This window comes from Streptomyces sp. WY228, from assembly GCF_019287315.1.
GTDB lineage: Bacteria > Actinomycetota > Actinomycetes > Streptomycetales > Streptomycetaceae > Streptomyces > Streptomyces caviscabies.
On sequence record NZ_CP079114.1, the window covers coordinates 4,985,790 to 5,002,721 of the forward strand.

Below are 16,932 nucleotides of genomic sequence, written 5' to 3' on the forward strand. Positions count from 1 at the left end.
CCGAAGGAACGGGATCGACCATGGGCAAGGCGAAGAACCTCCGGACGGGGCATGTCGGGCTCAACGTCACCGACCTGGAGCGCTCGGCCGCCTTCTACCGAGAGGTCTTCGACTTCGAGGTGCTGGCGGAAGGCAAGGACGCCGACCGCCGCTGGGCCTTCCTGGGGCGCGACTCCCGGCTCGTGGTGACCCTGTGGCAGCAGAGCGAGGGCACGTTCGCGACGGCCCTCCCCGGTCTCCACCACCTCTCCTTCGAGGTGGACTCCGTCGAGGAGGTCCGGGCCACCGAGGACGTCCTGCGCGGGCTGGGCGCGGAGTTCGCCCACGAGGGCGTCGTGCCGCACGGCGAGAGCGGCACCTCGGGCGGCATCTTCTTCACCGACCCCGACGGCATCCGCCTGGAGGTCTACGCGCCCACCGGGGCCGACCCGGCGGACGCACCGACCACCGGTGCTCCCACCTGCGGGTTCTTCTAGACGACGAGCCGTGATCCGGCGGAAAGGCGGGCAGAGGCATGAACGGATATCACCGGGGTGAGGCCGCCGTGCAGGAGCGGGCGGGGCTCGCCCGGCAGGCGGCGAGTGCGGAGCGGGCCATCCGTTCCGGCATTCCCGAGATCGCGGCGGACTTCCTCGGCCGCCAGTCCTTCCTGGTGGTGGGCGGCGCGGACGAGCGGGGGCAGATCTGGGCGACCCAGCTGACCGGCGAACCGGGGTTCCTGAGCGTTCCCGCGCCGGACACGCTGGTCGTCGGGGCCCTGCCCCGGCCCGGCGATCCGCTGGCCTACGTGCTGTCCGGCGCCGGCGCGGGCGGTGCCGGCCCGGCCCGGATCGGCATGATCGCCATCGAACCGGCCACCCGCCGCCGGATGCGGATGAACGGCCGGGCGGTCCGCGCCGGCGACGGGCTGCGCGTCGAACTCGACCAGGCCGTCGCCAACTGCCCCAAGTACATCCAGGAGCGCCACCACCACCGCATCGCACCAGGCGAGGAGCGCGGGCAGCGGCGCACGGTCACGGACGGCGACGCCCTGAGCCCCGCGCAGCAGGAGGCGGTGCGGGCCGCCGACACCTTCTTCGTCGCCACCGCGTCCGACCGGGGCGACGCCGACGCCTCGCACCGGGGCGGCAATCCGGGCTTCGTCCAGGTGGTCTCGGACCGGCTGCTGCGCTGGCCCGACTACGCGGGCAACGGCATGTTCCTGACCCTGGGCAACCTCGAACTCAACCCGGCCGCCGGGCTCCTGGTGCCCGGCTGGGACACCGGGGCCGCCCTCCATCTGACGGGTCGCGCCCGCACGGTCTGGGACGCGGACGCGGTGGCGCGGGTGCCGGGGGCGGAGCGGCTCGTGGAGTTCGAGGTCACCGCCGTACGGGAGATCGCCGCCGCCTCCCCGCTGCGCTGGTCGGCCCCCGCGTTCCACCGCTTCAACCCGCCGGTGGCGACTGAGGCCCGGTGCTCCGGTCAGTAGCCCCGGTACTCCGGCGACCGGCGCTCGACGAAGGACGCCACGCCCTCGTTCGCGTCGCGCGTGGTCATGTTGATCTCCTGGGCCGCCGCCTCCGCCGCGAACGCCGTGGCCCGGTCGCCGTCCAGCGAGGCGTTCACCAGCTGCTTGGTCAGGGCCAGGGCCCGGGTGGGTCCGGCGGCCAGCCGGCCCGCCCACTCCTCGGCCAGCGCCTCCAGCTCCCCACTCGGTACCGTGCGGTTGACCAGGCCGAGCCGCTCCGCGTCCGCCGCCGTGAGGGCGTCGCCGAAGAACATCAGCTCCTTGGCGCGCTGCGGGCCCACCAGCCGGGGCAGCAGATACGCGCCGCCGCCGTCCGGGACGAGCCCCCGGCGTACGAAGACCTCGATGAACGTCGCCGTGTCGGCGGCCAGGACCAGATCGCAGGCGAACGCCAGATGCGCGCCGATCCCGGCCGCCGTCCCGTTGACGGCGGCGATCACCGGCTTCTCGCAGTCCAGTACGGCGGCGATCAGCCGCTGCGCGCCGAGCCGGATCGTCCGGGCGACGTCCCCGGGGACCCGTTCGCGCGCGGGGGCCGGGGCGCCGCGCAGATCGGCGCCCGCGCAGAAGCCCCGGCCGGTGGCGGTGAGCACCACGGCCCGTACGCCGGGGTCGGCGGAGGCGTCGGCTAGGAGGGCGATGATCCGCTCGCGCTGGTCCCAGGTGACGGCGTTCATGGCCTCGGGCCGGTTGAGGGTGATCCAGGAGACGCCGCCGTCCAGGGAGTGCAGGACGGTGGCGGCCCCCGGGCCCGGGCCTGCCGCCTCCGGTCCGGCGTCCGGCAGGCCCGTACGCGCGTGCTCGTCCGGCCCGGCGCCCGCCTCCCCGCTCACCGGCACACCGCCAGCGCGTCCAGGGCCACCGCGCCCTGCCCCCGGCCCAGCACCACCAGCGGGTTGATGTCCAGCTCGGTCAGGTCGTCGCCCAGTTCCAGGGCCATGCGCTGCGCCCGCAGCACCACCTCGACCAGCGCGTCCACATCGACCGGAGGCCCGCCCCGCACCCCCTCCAGCAGCGCCCGGCCGCGCAGTTCGCCCAGCATGTCCCGGGCCTGCTGCTCGTCGAACGGCGGCACCCGCACCGCCGTGTCGTGCAGCACCTCCACCAGGACCCCGCCGAGCCCCACCGTGACCGTCGGGCCGAACAGGGCGTCGTGGGTGACCCCGACCATCATCTCGACGCCCCGGTCGATCATCTGGCAGACCAGGATGCCGTCCAGGTCCACCGACTCGTACCGGGCGATGTCGGTCAGCTCGCGGTAGGCGTCGCGGACCTGGCTGGCGGAGGTGAGGCCGACCTTCACCAGGCCCAGCTCCGTCTTGTGGGCGAGCCGGGGGCCGGAGGCCTTCATCACCACCGGGTAGCCGACCGGACCCGCCGCCCGGACCGCCGCCGCCGCGCTGGTCACCAACTGCTCGCGCGGCACCCGGATCCCGTACGCGCGCAGCAGCTGCTTCGCCGCGTGCTCGCTGAGCTGCTGGCCCGGCCGCAGCAGGTTCTGCGCCTTGCGGAAGGACGGTGACGGGGTGCGCGGGGCGTCCTCGAAGGGGGAGCGGTAGCGGTCGGTGAAGCGGTGGTGGTCCAGATAGGCCTTCACGGCGGTGACGCAGTTGCGGGCCGTACGGAACGTGGCGAGGCGCGAGGAGCCCAGCAGGGTGGTCCGGTAGGCGTCCTCGGTGCCGACGGGGGAGCCCCAGACGACGCAGACCAGCTTGTCGGTGGCCTCCGCCGCGTCCGCCAGGTCCTGGGCGAGGCGGTCGCTCATCGGTGGGAAGGGGCCGGTGATCGGGCAGATCAGCACCCCGACGGACGGATCGGCGAGGATCGCGTCGATGATCTTCCGGCCGCGCCAGTCGCCGACCGGGTGGCCGCCGTTGTCGATGGGGTTGGCGGCGGTCAGGTACTCCGGTATCCAGGTGTGCAGCTCGTCCTGCTTGGCGGGGGAGAGCGTGGGCAGGGTGAGGCCCGCCGCCGTCGCCAGGTCCGCGAAGTGCGCGCCGGTGCCGCCGGAGATGGAGTAGACGGCCACCCCGTCGGCCTTCGGCGGGCGGGCGCGGGCCAGCAGGGCGGCGGTGTCCTGGAGCTCGTCCAGGCCGTCCACCCGGACCACCCCGAACTGCCGCATCGCCGCGTCCACCACCTGGTCCGCCCCGGTCAGCTTGCCGGTGTGCGAGGCGGCGGTCCTGGCCCCGGCCTCCGTACGGCCCACCTTCACGGCGACGACCGGCACCCCGGAGCGGGCGGCCCGGTCGGCGGCGAGCAGGAAGGAGCGGCCGTCCTTGAGCCCCTCGACGTAACACGCGATGGCCCCGACCTCGGGGAGCTGGGCGAAGTACGCGAGGAAGTCCGCGGTCTCCAGATCGGCCTCGTTGCCCGTCGGGGCCCAGTGCGAGAGCCGGATGCCGAGCTCCTGGAGGGCGTGCAGCGGGCGGCCCTGGTGCCCGGACTGGGTGATCAGGGCGATGGCGGGGCCGTCCAGGTCCTCCCGGAACCGCTCGAAGGCGTTGAGGTTGGTGTTCGGTCCGAGCAGCCGCAGCCCGGACCGTTCCACGGCCGCCGCCAGCCGGGCCTGGGCGGCCGCGCCCGCCTCCCCGGTCTCGGCGAACCCGGAGGCGAAGGCGACGGCGAAGGGCACCTTCGCCTCGCCCAGCTCCTCGATCACCGGGAGCGGGTCCGCGACGAGGAGGACCGCGAGGTCGACGGGATCGGGGATCGCGGCGACCGAGGCGAAGCAGTCGCGGCCGAACACGGTCCGCCGGGTCGGGTGCACCGGGTGCAGCCGGGCCCCGACCCGTCCGGCCCAGTCGACGAGCTGCCGGGTGATGCCGGTGTTCGGGCGGCCCTCGGCGTCGGAGGCGCCGACGACGGCCACCGACCGGGGCCGGAAGAAGCGGTCCAGGTCGGGCACGGTCAGGTGCAGCGGTCGCCCGCTGACGTCGAGGCCGCCCGGGGCCGAGGCCGTCGGCAGGCTGACGACGGCGGCGTGCGGCTCCTCGCCGCAGGCCACCACCCGGGCACGGAAGCCGGTGGTGAGGGTGCCGTGAGTCGATCCAAGCATCGTTCCGCCCACTCCTGCTCGATGGCCCGCCGGTGAACGGGCGGGGCCGGCCGGTTAACTGACGCACTGTCAGGTTACCGAACTGACGCTGCGTCAGGAATGGGCGTGCAGGCAAAGGCTCACATGGTCACGCGGGGCGTTGGTGTGGCGTAAGGTGGTGTTCACCGACGCGGGGTGGAGCAGCTCGGTAGCTCGCTGGGCTCATAACCCAGAGGTCGCAGGTTCAAATCCTGTCCCCGCTACTGAAGAAGTACGCGACCGAGGCCCGGATCCACCAGGATCCGGGCCTCTGCCGTGTCCGCGTCCCCCCGGCCGGAGCCGGACGCTCGGACATCCCTCCCGGACGCTGAGCCATGGGCGCGGGCCGCCCCGCCGCGTGAGGCTGGTGTCATGACGCAGACAGACGTGACCGCAGCGACGACCTCCGTGCAGGGCCCCGTACTGGTGACCGGCGGCACCGGCAAGACCGGCCGCCGGGTGGTGGCCCGCCTCCGTGAGCTGGGGGTGGAGACCCGGGCGGCCTCCCGGTCCACAGACACCCCCTTCGACTGGGCGGACCCCGCCACCTGGCAGGCCGCCCTGGACGGCGTCGCCGCCGTCTACATCGTCCCGCTCGACGCCTCGCCCTCCCCGACGCCCGCCTTCGTCGAACAGGCCGTCGCGAGCGGGGTGCGGCGGCTGGTGCTGCTGTCGGCCCGGGGCACGGACGTGCCCGGCTACTTCGGCCCCGCCTACGAGGACGGCGGACCGCACGGCGAGGGCGAGCGGGCGGTGCGCGCCTCCGGGGTGGAGTGGACGATCCTCCGGCCGGGCTGGTTCGCCCAGAACTTCAGCGAGGGCGTCTTCCTCGACGGCGTACGCGACGGGGAACTGGCGCTGCCCACCGGGGACGGGAAGGCCGCGTTCATCGACACCGACGACATCGCGGACGTGGCCGTCGCCGCGCTCACGGAGGACGGCCACGCGGGCGAGGAGTACGGGCTCTCGGGCCCGCGCGCGCTCGGCATCGCCGACGTCCTGGACGAGATCGCGAAGGAGACCGGGAAGCGCGCCGCGTACGTCCCCGTCGAACCGTCCGTCTTCCGGGCCCGGCTCCTCGCCGACCAGGGCTTCACGGACCAGGAGGCCGACCTCTGGACCGACGCGCTGGAGCCGATCACCACGAGCCGGGAGGCGCCCGTCCTGGACGGGGTGCGCCGGGCGCTGGGCCGGGAGCCGCGCGACTTCGCCGACTTCGTGCGGGACGCGGCGGCGCAGGGGGTGTGGGGCTGAGGACGCCGGGCCCCGGGCCCGGCACGCCCCGGAGGCCGCGCCCCGGCGGGGTGAGCCGCCCCGCCGATGCGGCTCACCCCACCGGGGCGGCCGCCTCCACCGTGTCGACGGCCGACGCCTCCTGCCGGAACGCGCTCGGGCTCCGGCCGCGCAGCCGCTTGAACGCCGCGCTGAAGCCGAACGCGTCCGCGTAGCCGACCCGGCGGGCCACGGCCGCCACCGTCAGCTCCGGGCGGGTCAGCAGATCCGCCGCCAGCGTCATCCGCCACTCGGTCAGGTAGGCCACCGGGCCGTCCCCGACCAGCTCGGTGAACCGCTTCGCCAGCGTCGTCCGCGACACCCCCGCCCGGCTCGCCAGCTCCGCCGTCGTCCAGGGGTACGCCGGATCCTCGTGCATCGCCCGCAGCGCCGGCCCCGCCACCTCGTCGCCGAGCGCCCCGTACCACCCCGGCGGATCCGCCTCGGGCCGGTCGAACCAGTCCCGCAGCGTGCACACCAGCATCCAGTCCAGCAGCCGGTCGAGCACGATCTGATCGCCCGGCCGGCCGCCGCCGATCTGCGCTTCCAGGTAGTCCCGCAGCGGCGCGCAGTCCTCCTCGTCGGGGACCACGAGGGCCGGCGGAAGCGCCCGCAGCAGCCGCTGCGGAACCTGCGCCTGGACGTCATAGGCGGCGGTCAGCAGCACGGTGGGGCAGTCGAACTCGGGGCCCCGGTCCGGCGGGGCCCCGGCGTCCCGGACCTGGCCCCAGCGCACCTCCCGTACGCCGCCGGCCCGCCCCGGCCGCGTACCGTCCACCGGGTCGTCGGTGAAGACGAACGGCGCCGGGCCCCGGACGATCGCCGCCTCGCCGACCTCCACCCGCAGCGGCTCGCCGCCCTCCGGCACGATCCACCCCGCACCGCGCAACGGCAGGCACAGGGTCAGATACGCCCCGTCCGTGAACCGCAGCGACCACGGTGCGCACAGCACCGAACGGCCGAACACCGCGCCCCTGCCCCGCACGCCCCGCAACAGCTCGTCGAACACGTCCATGGGACCCAGCCTAGGCAGCGTCGCGGGCGTCCCGGACGTTCACCTATGGACGACGGACGGTCGCCCATGGGCCGGGGCGGGCCGCGGCGGATCTCAGGCGGGGTGCACGAGCTGACCCACCTGGTAGCCGCCGGCCGGCTGCTGGAGGATCACGTTCAGCCGGTTGAAGGCGTTGATCATCGCGATCAGCGAGACCAGGGCGATGAGCTGCTCCTCGTCGTAGTGCTTGGCGGCGTTCGCCCAGACGTCGTCCGGGACCCCGCCCGCCGCGTCCGCGATCCGGGTGCCCTGTTCGGTCAGCTCCAGCGCGGCGCGCTCGGCGTCGGTGAAGACGGTGGCCTCCCGCCAGGCGGCGATCAGGTTGAGGCGCAGCGAGGTCTCACCGGCCGCGGCGGCTTCCTTGGTGTGCATGTCCAGGCAGCCGCCGCAGCCGTTGATCTGGCTCGCGCGGATCTTCACCAGCTCCTGCGTCGTCGCGGGCAGCGCCGTGCCCTCGACGACCTTGGACGCCGAGACCAGGTGCTTGACGAGCTTTCCCGTGACGGGGCTGGCGAAGGCGTCGATACGGGCGTTCATGGTGTGCTCCTCTGCTGCTGTCGTCAGTGGCTACACACACAGGACGGAACCGGCCCCGGAGGGTGTGACATCCGCGGGTGTGACGGGCATCACCCTCCCTCCGGGCGCCCTCGCGCCGGCCTCTCGGCGCCCTCATCGGCTCAGCGGTGGCCCAGCACATTGACCACCCGGCCGTTGGGGTCCCGGACGAAGAACCTCCGTACGCCCCACTCCTCGTCCTGCAGCGGGTGGACGATCTCCGCGCCGCTCTCCCGTACCGCCGAGTAGGCCGCGTCCACGTCGTCCACCTCGATGCTCATGTCGGGCACCACCGGGGCGGTCAGGTCGTGGGTCATGAAGCTGACCTGCTCCTGCGGGCGGGACGGCGAGGCGACGGTCGTGATCCAGCCGAGGTTCATGACCTCCTCGAAGCCGAGCAGGCCGTAGAACTCCCGGCTCTCCTCCACCGCCTCGGAACGGACGTTGGGCACGACACGGCGAACGGTCATCATCGACTCCCCGGAAGAAGGTCCTGCACCAGACCGACCCGGCCGTCGCCGACGAGCAGCGCGCTCGGCGTCGGGTCCTCGTGCGCACGGTAGTGCCCGATCCCCACCGTGCCGTCGCTCCGCCGGTGGGTGTCGTGGGCGTGCTCGGCGAGCCAGCGGAGCAGTACGCCGACCTCCTCCGCCTCGTCCGGATGGATCTCGGTACGGGAGGTCAGCGCCCAGCCGCCGCCCGGCAGGCCGGTGCGGTCGGCCAGCGCCGCACAGAGCGCGCCCGCCGTCCGCCGGGCCGGTCCGTCGCCTGCCAGCAGCGGGCGGGGGTCGTCCTCGATCCGCGGGACGCCGTCGTCGTCGACCACCACGCACGGGAAGTCGGTCACGACGGTGAGGCGCTCGGGCCGCGGGCCGAGCCCCAGGTGCCAGCGCAGTTCGGCCAGTTGGTGGTCGGACAGCCCGTCGCGCAGGTCGACGGTCACGGTCAGTTCGTAGACATCGCTCACGGGGCGCACCTTATGCAAGGGCTCTGACACGGCCTTCCGTGAGCCGTTCCGTCAGCGGTGCGTCCGGGCCACCTTCTTGGCGATCTTCTCCGCGTCCAGCGCCAGTTCGCGGAGCATCCCGCTGATCGGGTTGGTGAAGCCGGTGAAGTAGAGCCCCGGGGCCTGCTTGGGCGAGCGGCTGCCGTGGACGACCGGGCGGCCGCGCCCGTCCAGGACGTCCAGGTGGCCGAGCAGCGGCTCCAGGGCGCGGTCGTAGCCGGTGGCCGCGATGACGGTGTCCGGGGTGAGGCGGGTGCCGTCGGCCAGGACCACCGTGTCCTTCTCGAAGGAGGCGACCGTGGCGACGGGGATCACCCGGCCGTTCTTCACCGCGTCGATCAGGCCGACGTCCTGGACCGGGATCGCGCCCTGGCGGACCCGGGAGTAGAGCCCGGTGGCGGGGCGCGGGAGGCCCTGGGCGGTCAGGTCGGGCACGGCGACCTTGGACAGCGCGGCCCCCGCGCGGTCGACGAGCCGTACCGGCAGCCGGCGGACCAGGATCCCGGTGGCCTGGGCCGGCCAGCCGGCGGTGGAGCGGCGGACGATGTGCGGGGCCGTCCGGACCGCGATCCGCACGGCGGACGCCCCGCCCTCCGCCAGGTCCGCCGCGATCTCCGCCCCCGTGTTGCCGATGCCGACGACCAGCACGTCCTGGTCCGCGTACGGGGCCGGGTTGCGGTACCGCGCCGCGTGCAGCAGCTCGCCCGTGAACGTGTCGCGGCCCGGCCACTCCGGGATGCGCGGGGTGTGGTTGAAGCCGGTGGCGACGACGACCGCGCGGCCCCGCAGGACCCGGCCGCCCGTCGCGGTGAGCCGCCAGTCGCCGGAGCCGTCGGGGGCCGGGTCGATCCGGGTCACCTCGACGCCGGTCACCACCTCCAGCTCATGGTGCTCGGTGTACTTCTCCAGATACCGCACGACGTCGTCCCGGCCCACCCAGCGCCCGAACCTGCGCGGCATCTTCAGCCCCGGCAGCGCCGACCAGCGCCGGGTCGTGTGCAGGTGCAGCCGGTCGTAGTGGCCGCGCCAGGACGCGCCGACCCGGTCCGACTTCTCCAGGACCACCGCCCGTACGCCCCGGGCGCGCAGCGCGGCGGCGGTGGCGAGACCTCCGGGGCCGCCGCCGATGACGTAGACGGGACGGTCGTCCGTACGGTCGGTGAGGGCGACGGCGTCGTGACTGGCTGCGGTGGACGGGCTGTTGGGCATGGTTCGGAGCGTAATCGCCCACTCTGTTGATGGGTCTCGGTCAAGAGGGGAAACGATTGCGAATTGATCACGAGGGTCGCGATGCGGCACTTGGCGGCCATTCGGCCTGCTGCACGGCGACCCGGCGTATGTGGCGGCCGGTGCGGCGGGCGGCCCGGGCGTGGACGCGGGCCGGGCCCGGGTGCTCGTCCTCCTGATCGCGGTCGGGCTGAGCGCGGTGGCGGTCTCGGCGGCCTCTGTCCGGCGTGGCCGCTGGGGCGCGGACGGCGGCGCTGAGGCGCGGCCCACGGGTGCGTGCGCGCCTCTTGCGCGGGGCGGCCCGGATCCGCTGAACTGACGTACCGTCAGGTACGTGAGGTGAGCGGAGGCGGTCCGATGCAGACGATCTGGCTCAGCGGTGCGGAATGGCTCGCCGTCCTGCGCATAGGTCTCGGCCTGTGGTGGCTGGAGAGCTGGCGGCACAAGGACCGGAAAGGCTGGTTCGAGCGCGGTACGGGCATCGCCTGGGCGGCGGACGTCGCGGGCAAGCACCGCTGGAGCGTGGTGCGTTCGGGCTTCCGGCGGGTCGTCGAACCGCGCCCGAAGGTGATGGCGTACGTCGTCGTCTACGCCGAACTCGCGCTCGGGCTCGGCCTGGTGGCCGGTCTCCTGACCCCGGTCGCGCTCGTCGCGGGCCTGCTCCTCAACCTCCTCTACCTGACCCTGATGATCCACGACTGGGCCGAGCAGGGGCAGAACGCGATGATGGCGCTGATCTCGCTGGTGGCCCTGTTCGCGATGGCGTGGCAGACCTGGTCGCTGGACGCGGCGTTAGGGCTGTTCCCGTGACGCGAGAGCCCGCGGCCGGCCCGCGCTTCGACCTCCCGGAGCCGGACGCCTTCACCCGCCCCTACTGGGACGCGGCGGCGGAGGGGCGGCTGCTGATCCGCCGCTGCGCCGGGTGCGGCCGGGCCCATCACTACCCGCGTGAGTTCTGCCCGTACTGCTGGAGCGAGGAGGTCGGTTGGGAGCGCGCGAGCGGGAACGCCACGCTGTACACCTGGTCCGTCGTCCACCGCAACGATCTGCCGCCCTTCGGCGGGCGCGTGCCGTACGTCGCGGCCGTCGTCGACCTCGCCGAGGGGCCCCGGATGATGACGGAGATCGTGGAGTGCGCGCACGGGGCGCTGCGCGTCGGGATGCGGCTGACCGTTGCCTTCCGGGAGGCGGGGGAGGACGGCGGGGAGGCCGTGGCGGTGTTCCGGCCCGGAACCTGACCGGCCCGGCGAACTCGGTTCCGGGCGACCGGTGATGGGTGATCGGCCGCCCGTGCCCGGAAGCCGCCTGCGCGCCGCCGGTACGTGTGGAAGGGTGGCCGGGGCCATGATCCAGAGGTGCGAGGGGGCGGCGTGCGGCGGTCGGGGGAGGTCACGGGCTGGGCGTTCCTGGCGGAGGTGGACGGCGTCCGGCACGCCGGGCTCGCGGTGGGGCAGGCCGGGATCGGCCCGTTCACCGGGGCCGGGCCGGGCGGCAGCCTGGCCACCCTGGCGTACGTCCGCGGGCTGCCCACGCTCACCTCTCTGGACGCGCTGCCGGTCGTGGGGCCCATGGACGCGCGGTGGTGCGTCCACCGGGACGCGGAGGGCGTCGTCTCCGTCTTCGGCCCCGGCGGCCTGCGGCTGGCCTACGATCTCGCCCTGGAACTGCCGCCCGACTGGCTGGAGTCGGTGACCGGCGCGGGATCGCTGGTCCTGGTGGTGTCGCATGTACTGCCGTCGTCGGACGACATGGCCGCCGTGCTGACGTACGAGACGCAGCACGGGATGGTCTGCGCCGGCCGGGTACGGTTCGGCCCGCCCGGTGACGAGACCGCCGGGCCGCCCACCTTCGCCCACGTCCTCGACCCGGTCTCCGACCTGCTGGAGCTGGTGCTCCATGTACGGGACCGGGTGCTGTCGCTCGACGTGGCCAGGCGGCGGGCGCGCGGGCTGGAGCGGACCCGGCGGAGCCTGGGGGAGGGCCACTGGCTGACCGCCGGGGCCTTGCTGGAGCTGCTGATCGCGCAGGCGGCCCGGAACCGGGGCCCGTCGGCCGATCTCCGGTACCTCTACTGGCGGTTGGTGGCCGAGGTCGCCGAGGAGTGCGGGGTGGACGCGGCCTGGCGGGAGGCGGCGCTGCGTACGGTCGAGAACGCGGCCCCGGTCCTCGCGGAGCGGTGCGAGCGCCCGGTGTTCGAGGACGCCGACGAGCTGGCCGGCCGCCTGATCGAGCGGCTGGAGGGCGCCCCGGGCGGTACCTCGGGCGTTGCCCCGGACAGCGCCTCCGGCAGCTCACCGGACCTGGCGGCGGCGCTCCTGGCGGCCGCCCGGCTGCGGCTGGCGGTCCGGGGGCCGGAGGACCTGGGCGGCGATGCCTACGCCGGGGCGGAGGGGTCCGTACGGGCCGCTCAGCTCGCGGCGGATCTGTACCGGTCGCCGCTGTACCGGCCGTGGTCCGGCGGAGCGTGGCCGCTGCGGTTCGACGCGCGGCTGCGGGGTGAGACCCGCGAACTGCTGGTGCGGGCGGCCGAGTCGGACGACCGCGAGGGCGGGCCGGGCAGCGCGCTGCGGCCCCGGATCCTGGCCGCGCTGGCGCAGGTGACGGCGGAGGAGGAGCACGGCGGCGAGGAGGAGCGAGCCGGCGAGGAGCAGGGCGGCGGCGAGGAGCAGGGCGGCGGTGGGGAGCAGGGCGGCGGTGGGGAGGAGTACGGCGGCGTGGACCGGGCGACCGCGCGGGCCGCGTTCGACGCCCTGTTCGCCGTACGCGCGCCCGGCCCGACGGATCTGACCGTCTTCCTCCTGCGGGCGGTGGACGACGTGCCCGACTCCTTCGTCGACGTGATCCGCGCGAACGTGTTCGGCTCGGACGTGCCCGCCTTCCTCGCCGCACACGGCGGTGCCGTCGCCGCCCGGACCGTGGACCAGGCGATCAACCTCGCCCGGGAACGCGCCGACCGGCCGCTCCTGCGCGCGGCGCTGGACTGGGCCGACCGCTCTCCGCTCCTCCCGGGCCCCGCGCACCGCCGCCAACTGATCGAGGCCAGGCTGCACGCGCTGCCCGACGACCCCACCGACTGCCCCGGCCCCGGTCCTCTGCCGGACCCGGACTCCTTCCCGGCCGGCTGGACCCCGGACCAGCGCTCCGCCGCTCTGCTGCACCTGGCCGCCCACGCCCGCGACCGGTGGCAGCCCGCGCTGGGCGCCGCCCTCCTGCGACAGGCGCGGCCGGAGGACGGCGCGGGCGTGAGACTGCTGGCGGCGGACCTCCACCGCCTGGCCGTGGAGCAGGGCGAACCGGTGGCAGGACCGGTCCCGTTCCCGTGGGGCCACTCCACGTACGCGGCACTCTCCTACGCCTCGCTGAACCAGCAGGACCTGGCCCGGGCGTGTCTGCTGCCCGTCCTCCACGACCTGCCGCGGCTGCGCGGCGAGGACCTCAGGAACGCCGTGTACGCGATCATCGTGGACCTGCCGAACTTCGACACCAGCGGAGCCCCGGCGCTCGGCGAGGTGCTGCGCGATCTCGTCCACGCCGCCGTGTGGCAACTGACCGTCGAGATCGAGTCGATGCCCGTGGCGCTGATGCTCGGACTCCACCAGGCGGGCAAGGGGCCTGAGGCGGGCGCGTGGCGCCGGATCGACGGGGCGATCACCCGGCCCGCGCACATCGAGAACTACGTCGGGAAACTCCGCGCCCTGGAGAGCCCGAGCGCCGTCGGCGGGGCGACGGCGAACCTGCTCGACGCCCTGGACGGCGACCACCGTTCGGGCGGTGAAGGTGCCGAAGCCGGTGACGGCCGCGATGAGTTCGTACGCAACCTGCGCAGGCGCATCTCCTCGTTCATCGACGACGAACTGCGCGGCCGCTCGGCCGCGTTCGTGGACGACGAGCACGTATGGGCACGGACCGGAGAACTGCTCGGCGACCGTACGGTCCTGCTCACCTGGTTCCTGCCCACCGCGGTGAACGGCGCGGCCGTCCTGCTCGCCGTCACCCGCGAGGGCAGCGCGATCACCGTGCAACTCGGCGAAGGTGAAAGCGAAGGCGGCGGTTACGACGACGGCGGCGGACCGGAGTGCGCGGCGGTGTCCGCCGACCGGCACCCCGTCGCCGATCTCGTCGAGGCGGTCCGGGCGGAGGTCGAACGCGATCCGCTCTTCGGCGAGGTGACACCGGAGGGCCGCAGACTGCTGACGGGCCACGAACTGCCGCTCCCCGACGGCGGCCAGCTGGCCGCGTGGCGCACCCGGGGCAAGGACCGGCTCCTGCTCTGGCCGCACGGCGCACTGCACTATCTGCCGGTCGCGCTCTGCTCCGCCGGTGGCCGCACGATCGCCGACGACTGGACCGTCGTCACCGTCGCCGGCCTCGAAGCGCTCCTCCCCGCCACCGGCCCCGTGCGCCCGCGCCGCACGGCGGTTCTCGCCTCCGGATCCGGCGGCGTGCCCTACGGTCTGCCCGCCGAACCCGCCCTGGAGGAGCACGCCCGCACGGTCGCCGCCGCGGTCGGCGCCCACGCGCTGACCGGCCCGGCCGCCACCCGCGCCGCACTGCTCGCCGAACTCGCCACCGCCGACGTGGTCCACCTCGCCGTCCACGGCACGATGGACCAGGACGCACCCTGGCTGCACTGCCTCTACCTCACGCCCGACGAGGACGACGACGGCCGGCTCTTCGCCCACGACTTCCTCGAACTCGACCTGAGCGGCGTCCGCCTGGTCACGCTCGCCGCCTGCGAGTCGGCGCTGGGCCGGTTCGACCGGGCGGACAACGTGCGCGGTGTTCCGGCCGCCCTGATCACCGCCGGGGTCCAGGCCGTCGTCGGCTGCCTGTGGGCCGTACGCCCCGAACCGGCCACGTACTTCTTCCAGCACCTGCACCGGCGGTCCGGCCTCTCCGACGCCCCCGAGCAGGCGTTCCGGGCGGCACAGAGCGCCACCCGGGCGCGCTACCCCGCATACCGTGACTGGGGCGCGTTCACCTATCTGCTGGGCCGGAGCGAGGGAGCCACCGCATGACCGAGATCCAGCTGCACGACGTCGCCCTCGTGCCGGAGCGCACGCTCGGCGCCCCGGCCGACGACGGACCGCTGCGCGGCCGGCTCACCTTCGGCTGGGACCTGCTGCCCGCCGGTCACGCGAGCGCCCCGGCCGACTGGCTCGCCCACGTCGAGGCCACCCCCGGGCGCGCGTACCGCCACCTGCTGCTGGTGTGCTCCTTCCGGCCGGAGACCCCGCGGGCGCCGGGCGCGTTCCGGCACGCCTCGCTGGCCGTCGCCCTCAGCACCCCCGACCCGGGCGTACGGCCCGTGGCCCGGCTCATCGACCCGGGCGTACGCACCCGGGCCGTCGCGGCCGGCCCCGGCACCGGACTCAGCTTCACCGTCAGCACCGGCATCGTGGACGTGGGCGTCGAGCGGCAGCCGGAGGCGGGCCCCGGCCGGGAGGAGTGGATCGTGCGCGGCCACGGGGCGTCCCAGCCGGACCCGCAGTGGGAGTTCCGCCGGCTGCGCCGCGCGCCGCTGGTCGGCGATCACCCGGTGGCGGCCCTGGTGGAGCTCGTGCCCGGAGCGGTGAACCGGGCGGATGTGCTGGTCGCCGCCGAGCTGGAACACCGCGGCCGGGGCATCCGCCGCTACCGGGCCCGCCTGGGCCCCACGTCCCACGGCATCACGCTGGACGCATGACGCGCGCCGCTCACAGCCCCGGCGCGCCCCACACCGGGAACCACCGCGACAGGTCCTTCTCCACCCGGAGGTCGTCCCCGAGCGCGCCCCGCACCTGGAGCTCCAGCTGGTTGTCCCGCTTCTCGGCGTCGCCGGGCAGGGGCGCGAACGGATAGAAGGTGCCGCGCTTGTAGAGGTAGACGAGCGCCAGCGCCCGCCCCTCCGCGTTCTGGAAGCCGATCAGCGAGCAGAGCAGATGCGGGCCGAATCCGCCGTCCTGGAGCAGGGTGTTCACCGCGTGCAGGTCGTTGACCAGCCCCGCCGTGTCATCGGCCGGGTGGCGGGCGAGCAGCCAGGTGTAGCCGTACGCGTCCCGGCTGAACTCCACCGGGATGCCGCCGCGGTCGGTGTCCGCGTCCAGCAGTTCGCGTACGTCCTCCTGGAGCCGGGCGAAGCCGCCGCCCTCCACGCCCGCGAAGCAGACCGAGCCCAGGCCGGTCGGCGTGAAGCCGGCGGCGGCCTGGAGGGTGAGGGCGGCGGAGGGCACCGCGAAGAGCTGGTCGAGGTCGGGGCGGACGGGTTTGCTGCGGCCGAGGATGGCGTCGAGCAGGCCCACGGAGATGCTCCTTAGACGCTCAGCGGGACAGGTCGGTGGAGATCCGGGACAGCTGGTCGAGCCGCTGTTCCAGCGTCGGGTGGGAGGAGAACAGCCGGCCCAGGCTCTCCTTCGCGGAGAACGCCGGCATGAAGTAGAAGGCGTTGTACGGCTCCGCCTTCCGCAGGTCCTCGGTCGGGATGCGGGCCATCTGCCCGCTGACCTTCGTCAGCGCGGAGGCGAGGGCGGAGGGCCGGCCGGTGAGCAGGGCGGCGGCCCGGTCGGCGGACAGCTCGCGGTAGCGGGAGAGCAGCCGGGTGAGCAGGAAGCTGATCGCGTACACGACGGCGCTGATCAGCGGGATCAGGAGGAGCAGGATGCCCGCCGGGTCGTTGCCCGGCCGGCTGCGGGCGAAGCCGCCCCACAGGGCGATCCGGGTGATGACGCCCGCCAGGACACCGAGGAACGAGGCGATCGTCATGACGGCGACGTCCCGGTGCGCGACGTGCGACATCTCGTGGGCGAGGACGCCCTCCAGCTCCTCCGGCTCCAGCCGGCGCAGCAGGCCCGTCGTCGCGCAGACCAGCGCCGTCTTCTCGCTGCGGCCGGTGGCGAACGCGTTCGGTACGTCGCTCTCGGCGATGGCCACCTTGGGCTTCGGCATGTCGGCCAGCGCGCAGATGCGGTCGATGGTGCCGTGCAGCTCGGGGGCCTGCTCGGGGGTGACCTCGCGGGCGCCCATGCCGTACGCGGCGATGCGGTCGCTGAACCAGAACTGGGCGATGAACATGGCGCCCGTGATGATCAGGATGATCGGCCAGGAGCCCCGCAGGGCCGCGAGGAGCACGCCCACGAAGACGACGTAGAGCAGGCCGATCAGGAACATGGTGGTGACCATGCGACCGGTCAGACCCCGGTCGGGGGCGTAGCGCGAACGGGCTCGTGGCATCGGTGCCTCCTGACAGCTCACCT

Annotated in this window: 16 protein-coding genes and 1 tRNA gene; 8 read left to right on the forward strand and 9 right to left on the reverse strand. The window is 74.3% G+C overall.

The window, feature by feature from the left end; translation table 11 throughout:
• The first annotated feature begins 20 nt into the window (after positions 1 to 20).
• Both KV381_RS21795 and KV381_RS21800 read left to right on the forward strand, forming a co-directional pair.
• Positions 21 to 476, forward strand: coding sequence for a VOC family protein (locus KV381_RS21795; RefSeq protein ID WP_030083306.1), 456 nt, complete (start codon positions 21 to 23; stop codon positions 474 to 476).
• A 38-nt stretch (positions 477 to 514) separates the two neighbouring features.
• Entirely contained in the window at positions 515 to 1,471 is a 957-nt protein-coding gene (locus tag KV381_RS21800) for a pyridoxamine 5'-phosphate oxidase family protein (protein ID WP_218786045.1), read from the forward strand.
• Here the strand turns inward: KV381_RS21800 and KV381_RS21805 are convergent.
• Together KV381_RS21805 and KV381_RS21810 are read right to left on the reverse strand one after the other, a co-directional pair.
• Positions 1,465 to 2,349, reverse strand: coding sequence for an enoyl-CoA hydratase/isomerase family protein (locus KV381_RS21805; protein WP_218786046.1), 885 nt, complete (start codon positions 2,347 to 2,349; stop codon positions 1,465 to 1,467). The genes KV381_RS21800 and KV381_RS21805 overlap by 7 nt on opposite strands.
• Positions 2,340 to 4,568: an acetate--CoA ligase family protein gene (locus tag KV381_RS21810; protein ID WP_218786047.1), complete on the reverse strand. Its 2,229-nt coding sequence runs from the start codon at positions 4,566 to 4,568 to the stop codon at positions 2,340 to 2,342. The genes KV381_RS21805 and KV381_RS21810 overlap by 10 nt, the downstream gene beginning before the upstream one ends.
• A gap of 168 nt (positions 4,569 to 4,736) precedes the next feature.
• On the opposite strand from KV381_RS21810, the gene KV381_RS21815 reads away from it, so the two are divergent.
• Together KV381_RS21815 and KV381_RS21820 are read left to right on the forward strand one after the other, a co-directional pair.
• A tRNA-Met gene (locus KV381_RS21815) sits at positions 4,737 to 4,810 on the forward strand.
• 148 nt (positions 4,811 to 4,958) lie between these two features.
• Positions 4,959 to 5,840: an NAD(P)H-binding protein gene (locus KV381_RS21820; protein ID WP_218786048.1), complete on the forward strand. Its 882-nt coding sequence runs from the start codon at positions 4,959 to 4,961 to the stop codon at positions 5,838 to 5,840.
• Positions 5,841 to 5,913: 73 nt separating this feature from the next.
• On the opposite strand, the gene KV381_RS21825 is transcribed toward KV381_RS21820, so the two are convergent.
• From KV381_RS21825 to KV381_RS21845, 5 genes are all read right to left on the reverse strand, one after another.
• Positions 5,914 to 6,873, reverse strand: a complete 960-nt coding sequence (locus tag KV381_RS21825; RefSeq protein ID WP_218786049.1) for an AraC family transcriptional regulator — start codon at positions 6,871 to 6,873, stop codon at positions 5,914 to 5,916.
• Positions 6,874 to 6,966: 93 nt separating this feature from the next.
• Positions 6,967 to 7,449 (reverse strand): carboxymuconolactone decarboxylase family protein, encoded by a 483-nt coding sequence (locus KV381_RS21830; RefSeq protein ID WP_030628390.1) that lies wholly within the window; start codon positions 7,447 to 7,449, stop codon positions 6,967 to 6,969.
• Positions 7,450 to 7,589: 140 nt separating this feature from the next.
• Positions 7,590 to 7,937 carry a VOC family protein gene (locus KV381_RS21835; protein ID WP_218786050.1) on the reverse strand — a complete coding sequence of 116 codons (348 nt, stop codon included), beginning with the start codon at positions 7,935 to 7,937 and terminating at the stop codon, positions 7,590 to 7,592.
• On the reverse strand, positions 7,937 to 8,434 hold the full coding sequence (locus KV381_RS21840; protein ID WP_030628393.1) for a hypothetical protein: 498 nt from the start codon (positions 8,432 to 8,434) through the stop codon (positions 7,937 to 7,939). The genes KV381_RS21835 and KV381_RS21840 overlap by 1 nt, the downstream gene beginning before the upstream one ends.
• 51 nt (positions 8,435 to 8,485) lie before the next feature.
• On the reverse strand, positions 8,486 to 9,682 hold the full coding sequence (locus KV381_RS21845) for an NAD(P)/FAD-dependent oxidoreductase (protein ID WP_030628396.1): 1,197 nt from the start codon (positions 9,680 to 9,682) through the stop codon (positions 8,486 to 8,488).
• A gap of 375 nt (positions 9,683 to 10,057) precedes the next feature.
• On the opposite strand from KV381_RS21845, the gene KV381_RS21850 reads away from it, so the two are divergent.
• The 4 genes from KV381_RS21850 (at position 10,058) to KV381_RS21865 (ending at position 15,386) form a co-directional block, all read left to right on the forward strand.
• Complete coding sequence (locus KV381_RS21850; protein ID WP_030628400.1) at positions 10,058 to 10,510, forward strand: hypothetical protein; 453 nt, start codon at positions 10,058 to 10,060, stop codon at positions 10,508 to 10,510.
• A complete protein-coding gene (locus tag KV381_RS21855; RefSeq protein ID WP_086778234.1) occupies positions 10,507 to 10,938 on the forward strand; it encodes a Zn-ribbon domain-containing OB-fold protein in 432 nt (143 codons plus the stop codon). The genes KV381_RS21850 and KV381_RS21855 overlap by 4 nt, the downstream gene beginning before the upstream one ends.
• Before the next feature lie 132 nt (positions 10,939 to 11,070).
• A complete protein-coding gene (locus KV381_RS21860; RefSeq protein ID WP_218786051.1) occupies positions 11,071 to 14,718 on the forward strand; it encodes a CHAT domain-containing protein in 3,648 nt (1,215 codons plus the stop codon).
• Positions 14,715 to 15,386, forward strand: coding sequence for a hypothetical protein (locus KV381_RS21865; RefSeq protein WP_030083330.1), 672 nt, complete (start codon positions 14,715 to 14,717; stop codon positions 15,384 to 15,386). Before KV381_RS21860 ends, KV381_RS21865 begins: the two co-directional genes overlap by 4 nt.
• A 10-nt stretch (positions 15,387 to 15,396) precedes the next feature.
• On the opposite strand, the gene KV381_RS21870 is transcribed toward KV381_RS21865, so the two are convergent.
• Both KV381_RS21870 and htpX read right to left on the reverse strand, forming a co-directional pair.
• Positions 15,397 to 15,981, reverse strand: coding sequence for a hypothetical protein (locus KV381_RS21870; protein ID WP_030628411.1), 585 nt, complete (start codon positions 15,979 to 15,981; stop codon positions 15,397 to 15,399).
• Positions 15,982 to 16,000: 19 nt separating this feature from the next.
• Positions 16,001 to 16,909, reverse strand: a complete 909-nt coding sequence (htpX, locus tag KV381_RS21875; protein WP_218786052.1) for a zinc metalloprotease HtpX — start codon at positions 16,907 to 16,909, stop codon at positions 16,001 to 16,003.
• Between the last annotated feature and the right edge of the window lie 23 nt (positions 16,910 to 16,932).

Coding starts and splice junctions, on each gene's coding strand:
- KV381_RS21820 (WP_218786048.1), top strand. CDS start 4,959: ATGACGCAGACAGACGTGACCGCAGCGACGACCTCCGTGCAGGGCCCC.
- KV381_RS21865 (WP_030083330.1), top strand. CDS start 14,715: ATGACCGAGATCCAGCTGCACGACGTCGCCCTCGTGCCGGAGCGCACG.
- KV381_RS21850 (WP_030628400.1), top strand. CDS start 10,058: ATGCAGACGATCTGGCTCAGCGGTGCGGAATGGCTCGCCGTCCTGCGC.
- KV381_RS21830 (WP_030628390.1), bottom strand. CDS start 7,449: ATGAACGCCCGTATCGACGCCTTCGCCAGCCCCGTCACGGGAAAGCTC.
- KV381_RS21825 (WP_218786049.1), bottom strand. CDS start 6,873: ATGGACGTGTTCGACGAGCTGTTGCGGGGCGTGCGGGGCAGGGGCGCG.
- htpX (WP_218786052.1), bottom strand. CDS start 16,909: ATGCCACGAGCCCGTTCGCGCTACGCCCCCGACCGGGGTCTGACCGGT.
- KV381_RS21845 (WP_030628396.1), bottom strand. CDS start 9,682: ATGCCCAACAGCCCGTCCACCGCAGCCAGTCACGACGCCGTCGCCCTC.
- KV381_RS21835 (WP_218786050.1), bottom strand. CDS start 7,937: ATGACCGTTCGCCGTGTCGTGCCCAACGTCCGTTCCGAGGCGGTGGAG.
- KV381_RS21795 (WP_030083306.1), top strand. CDS start 21: ATGGGCAAGGCGAAGAACCTCCGGACGGGGCATGTCGGGCTCAACGTC.
- KV381_RS21800 (WP_218786045.1), top strand. CDS start 515: ATGAACGGATATCACCGGGGTGAGGCCGCCGTGCAGGAGCGGGCGGGG.
- KV381_RS21810 (WP_218786047.1), bottom strand. CDS start 4,568: ATGCTTGGATCGACTCACGGCACCCTCACCACCGGCTTCCGTGCCCGG.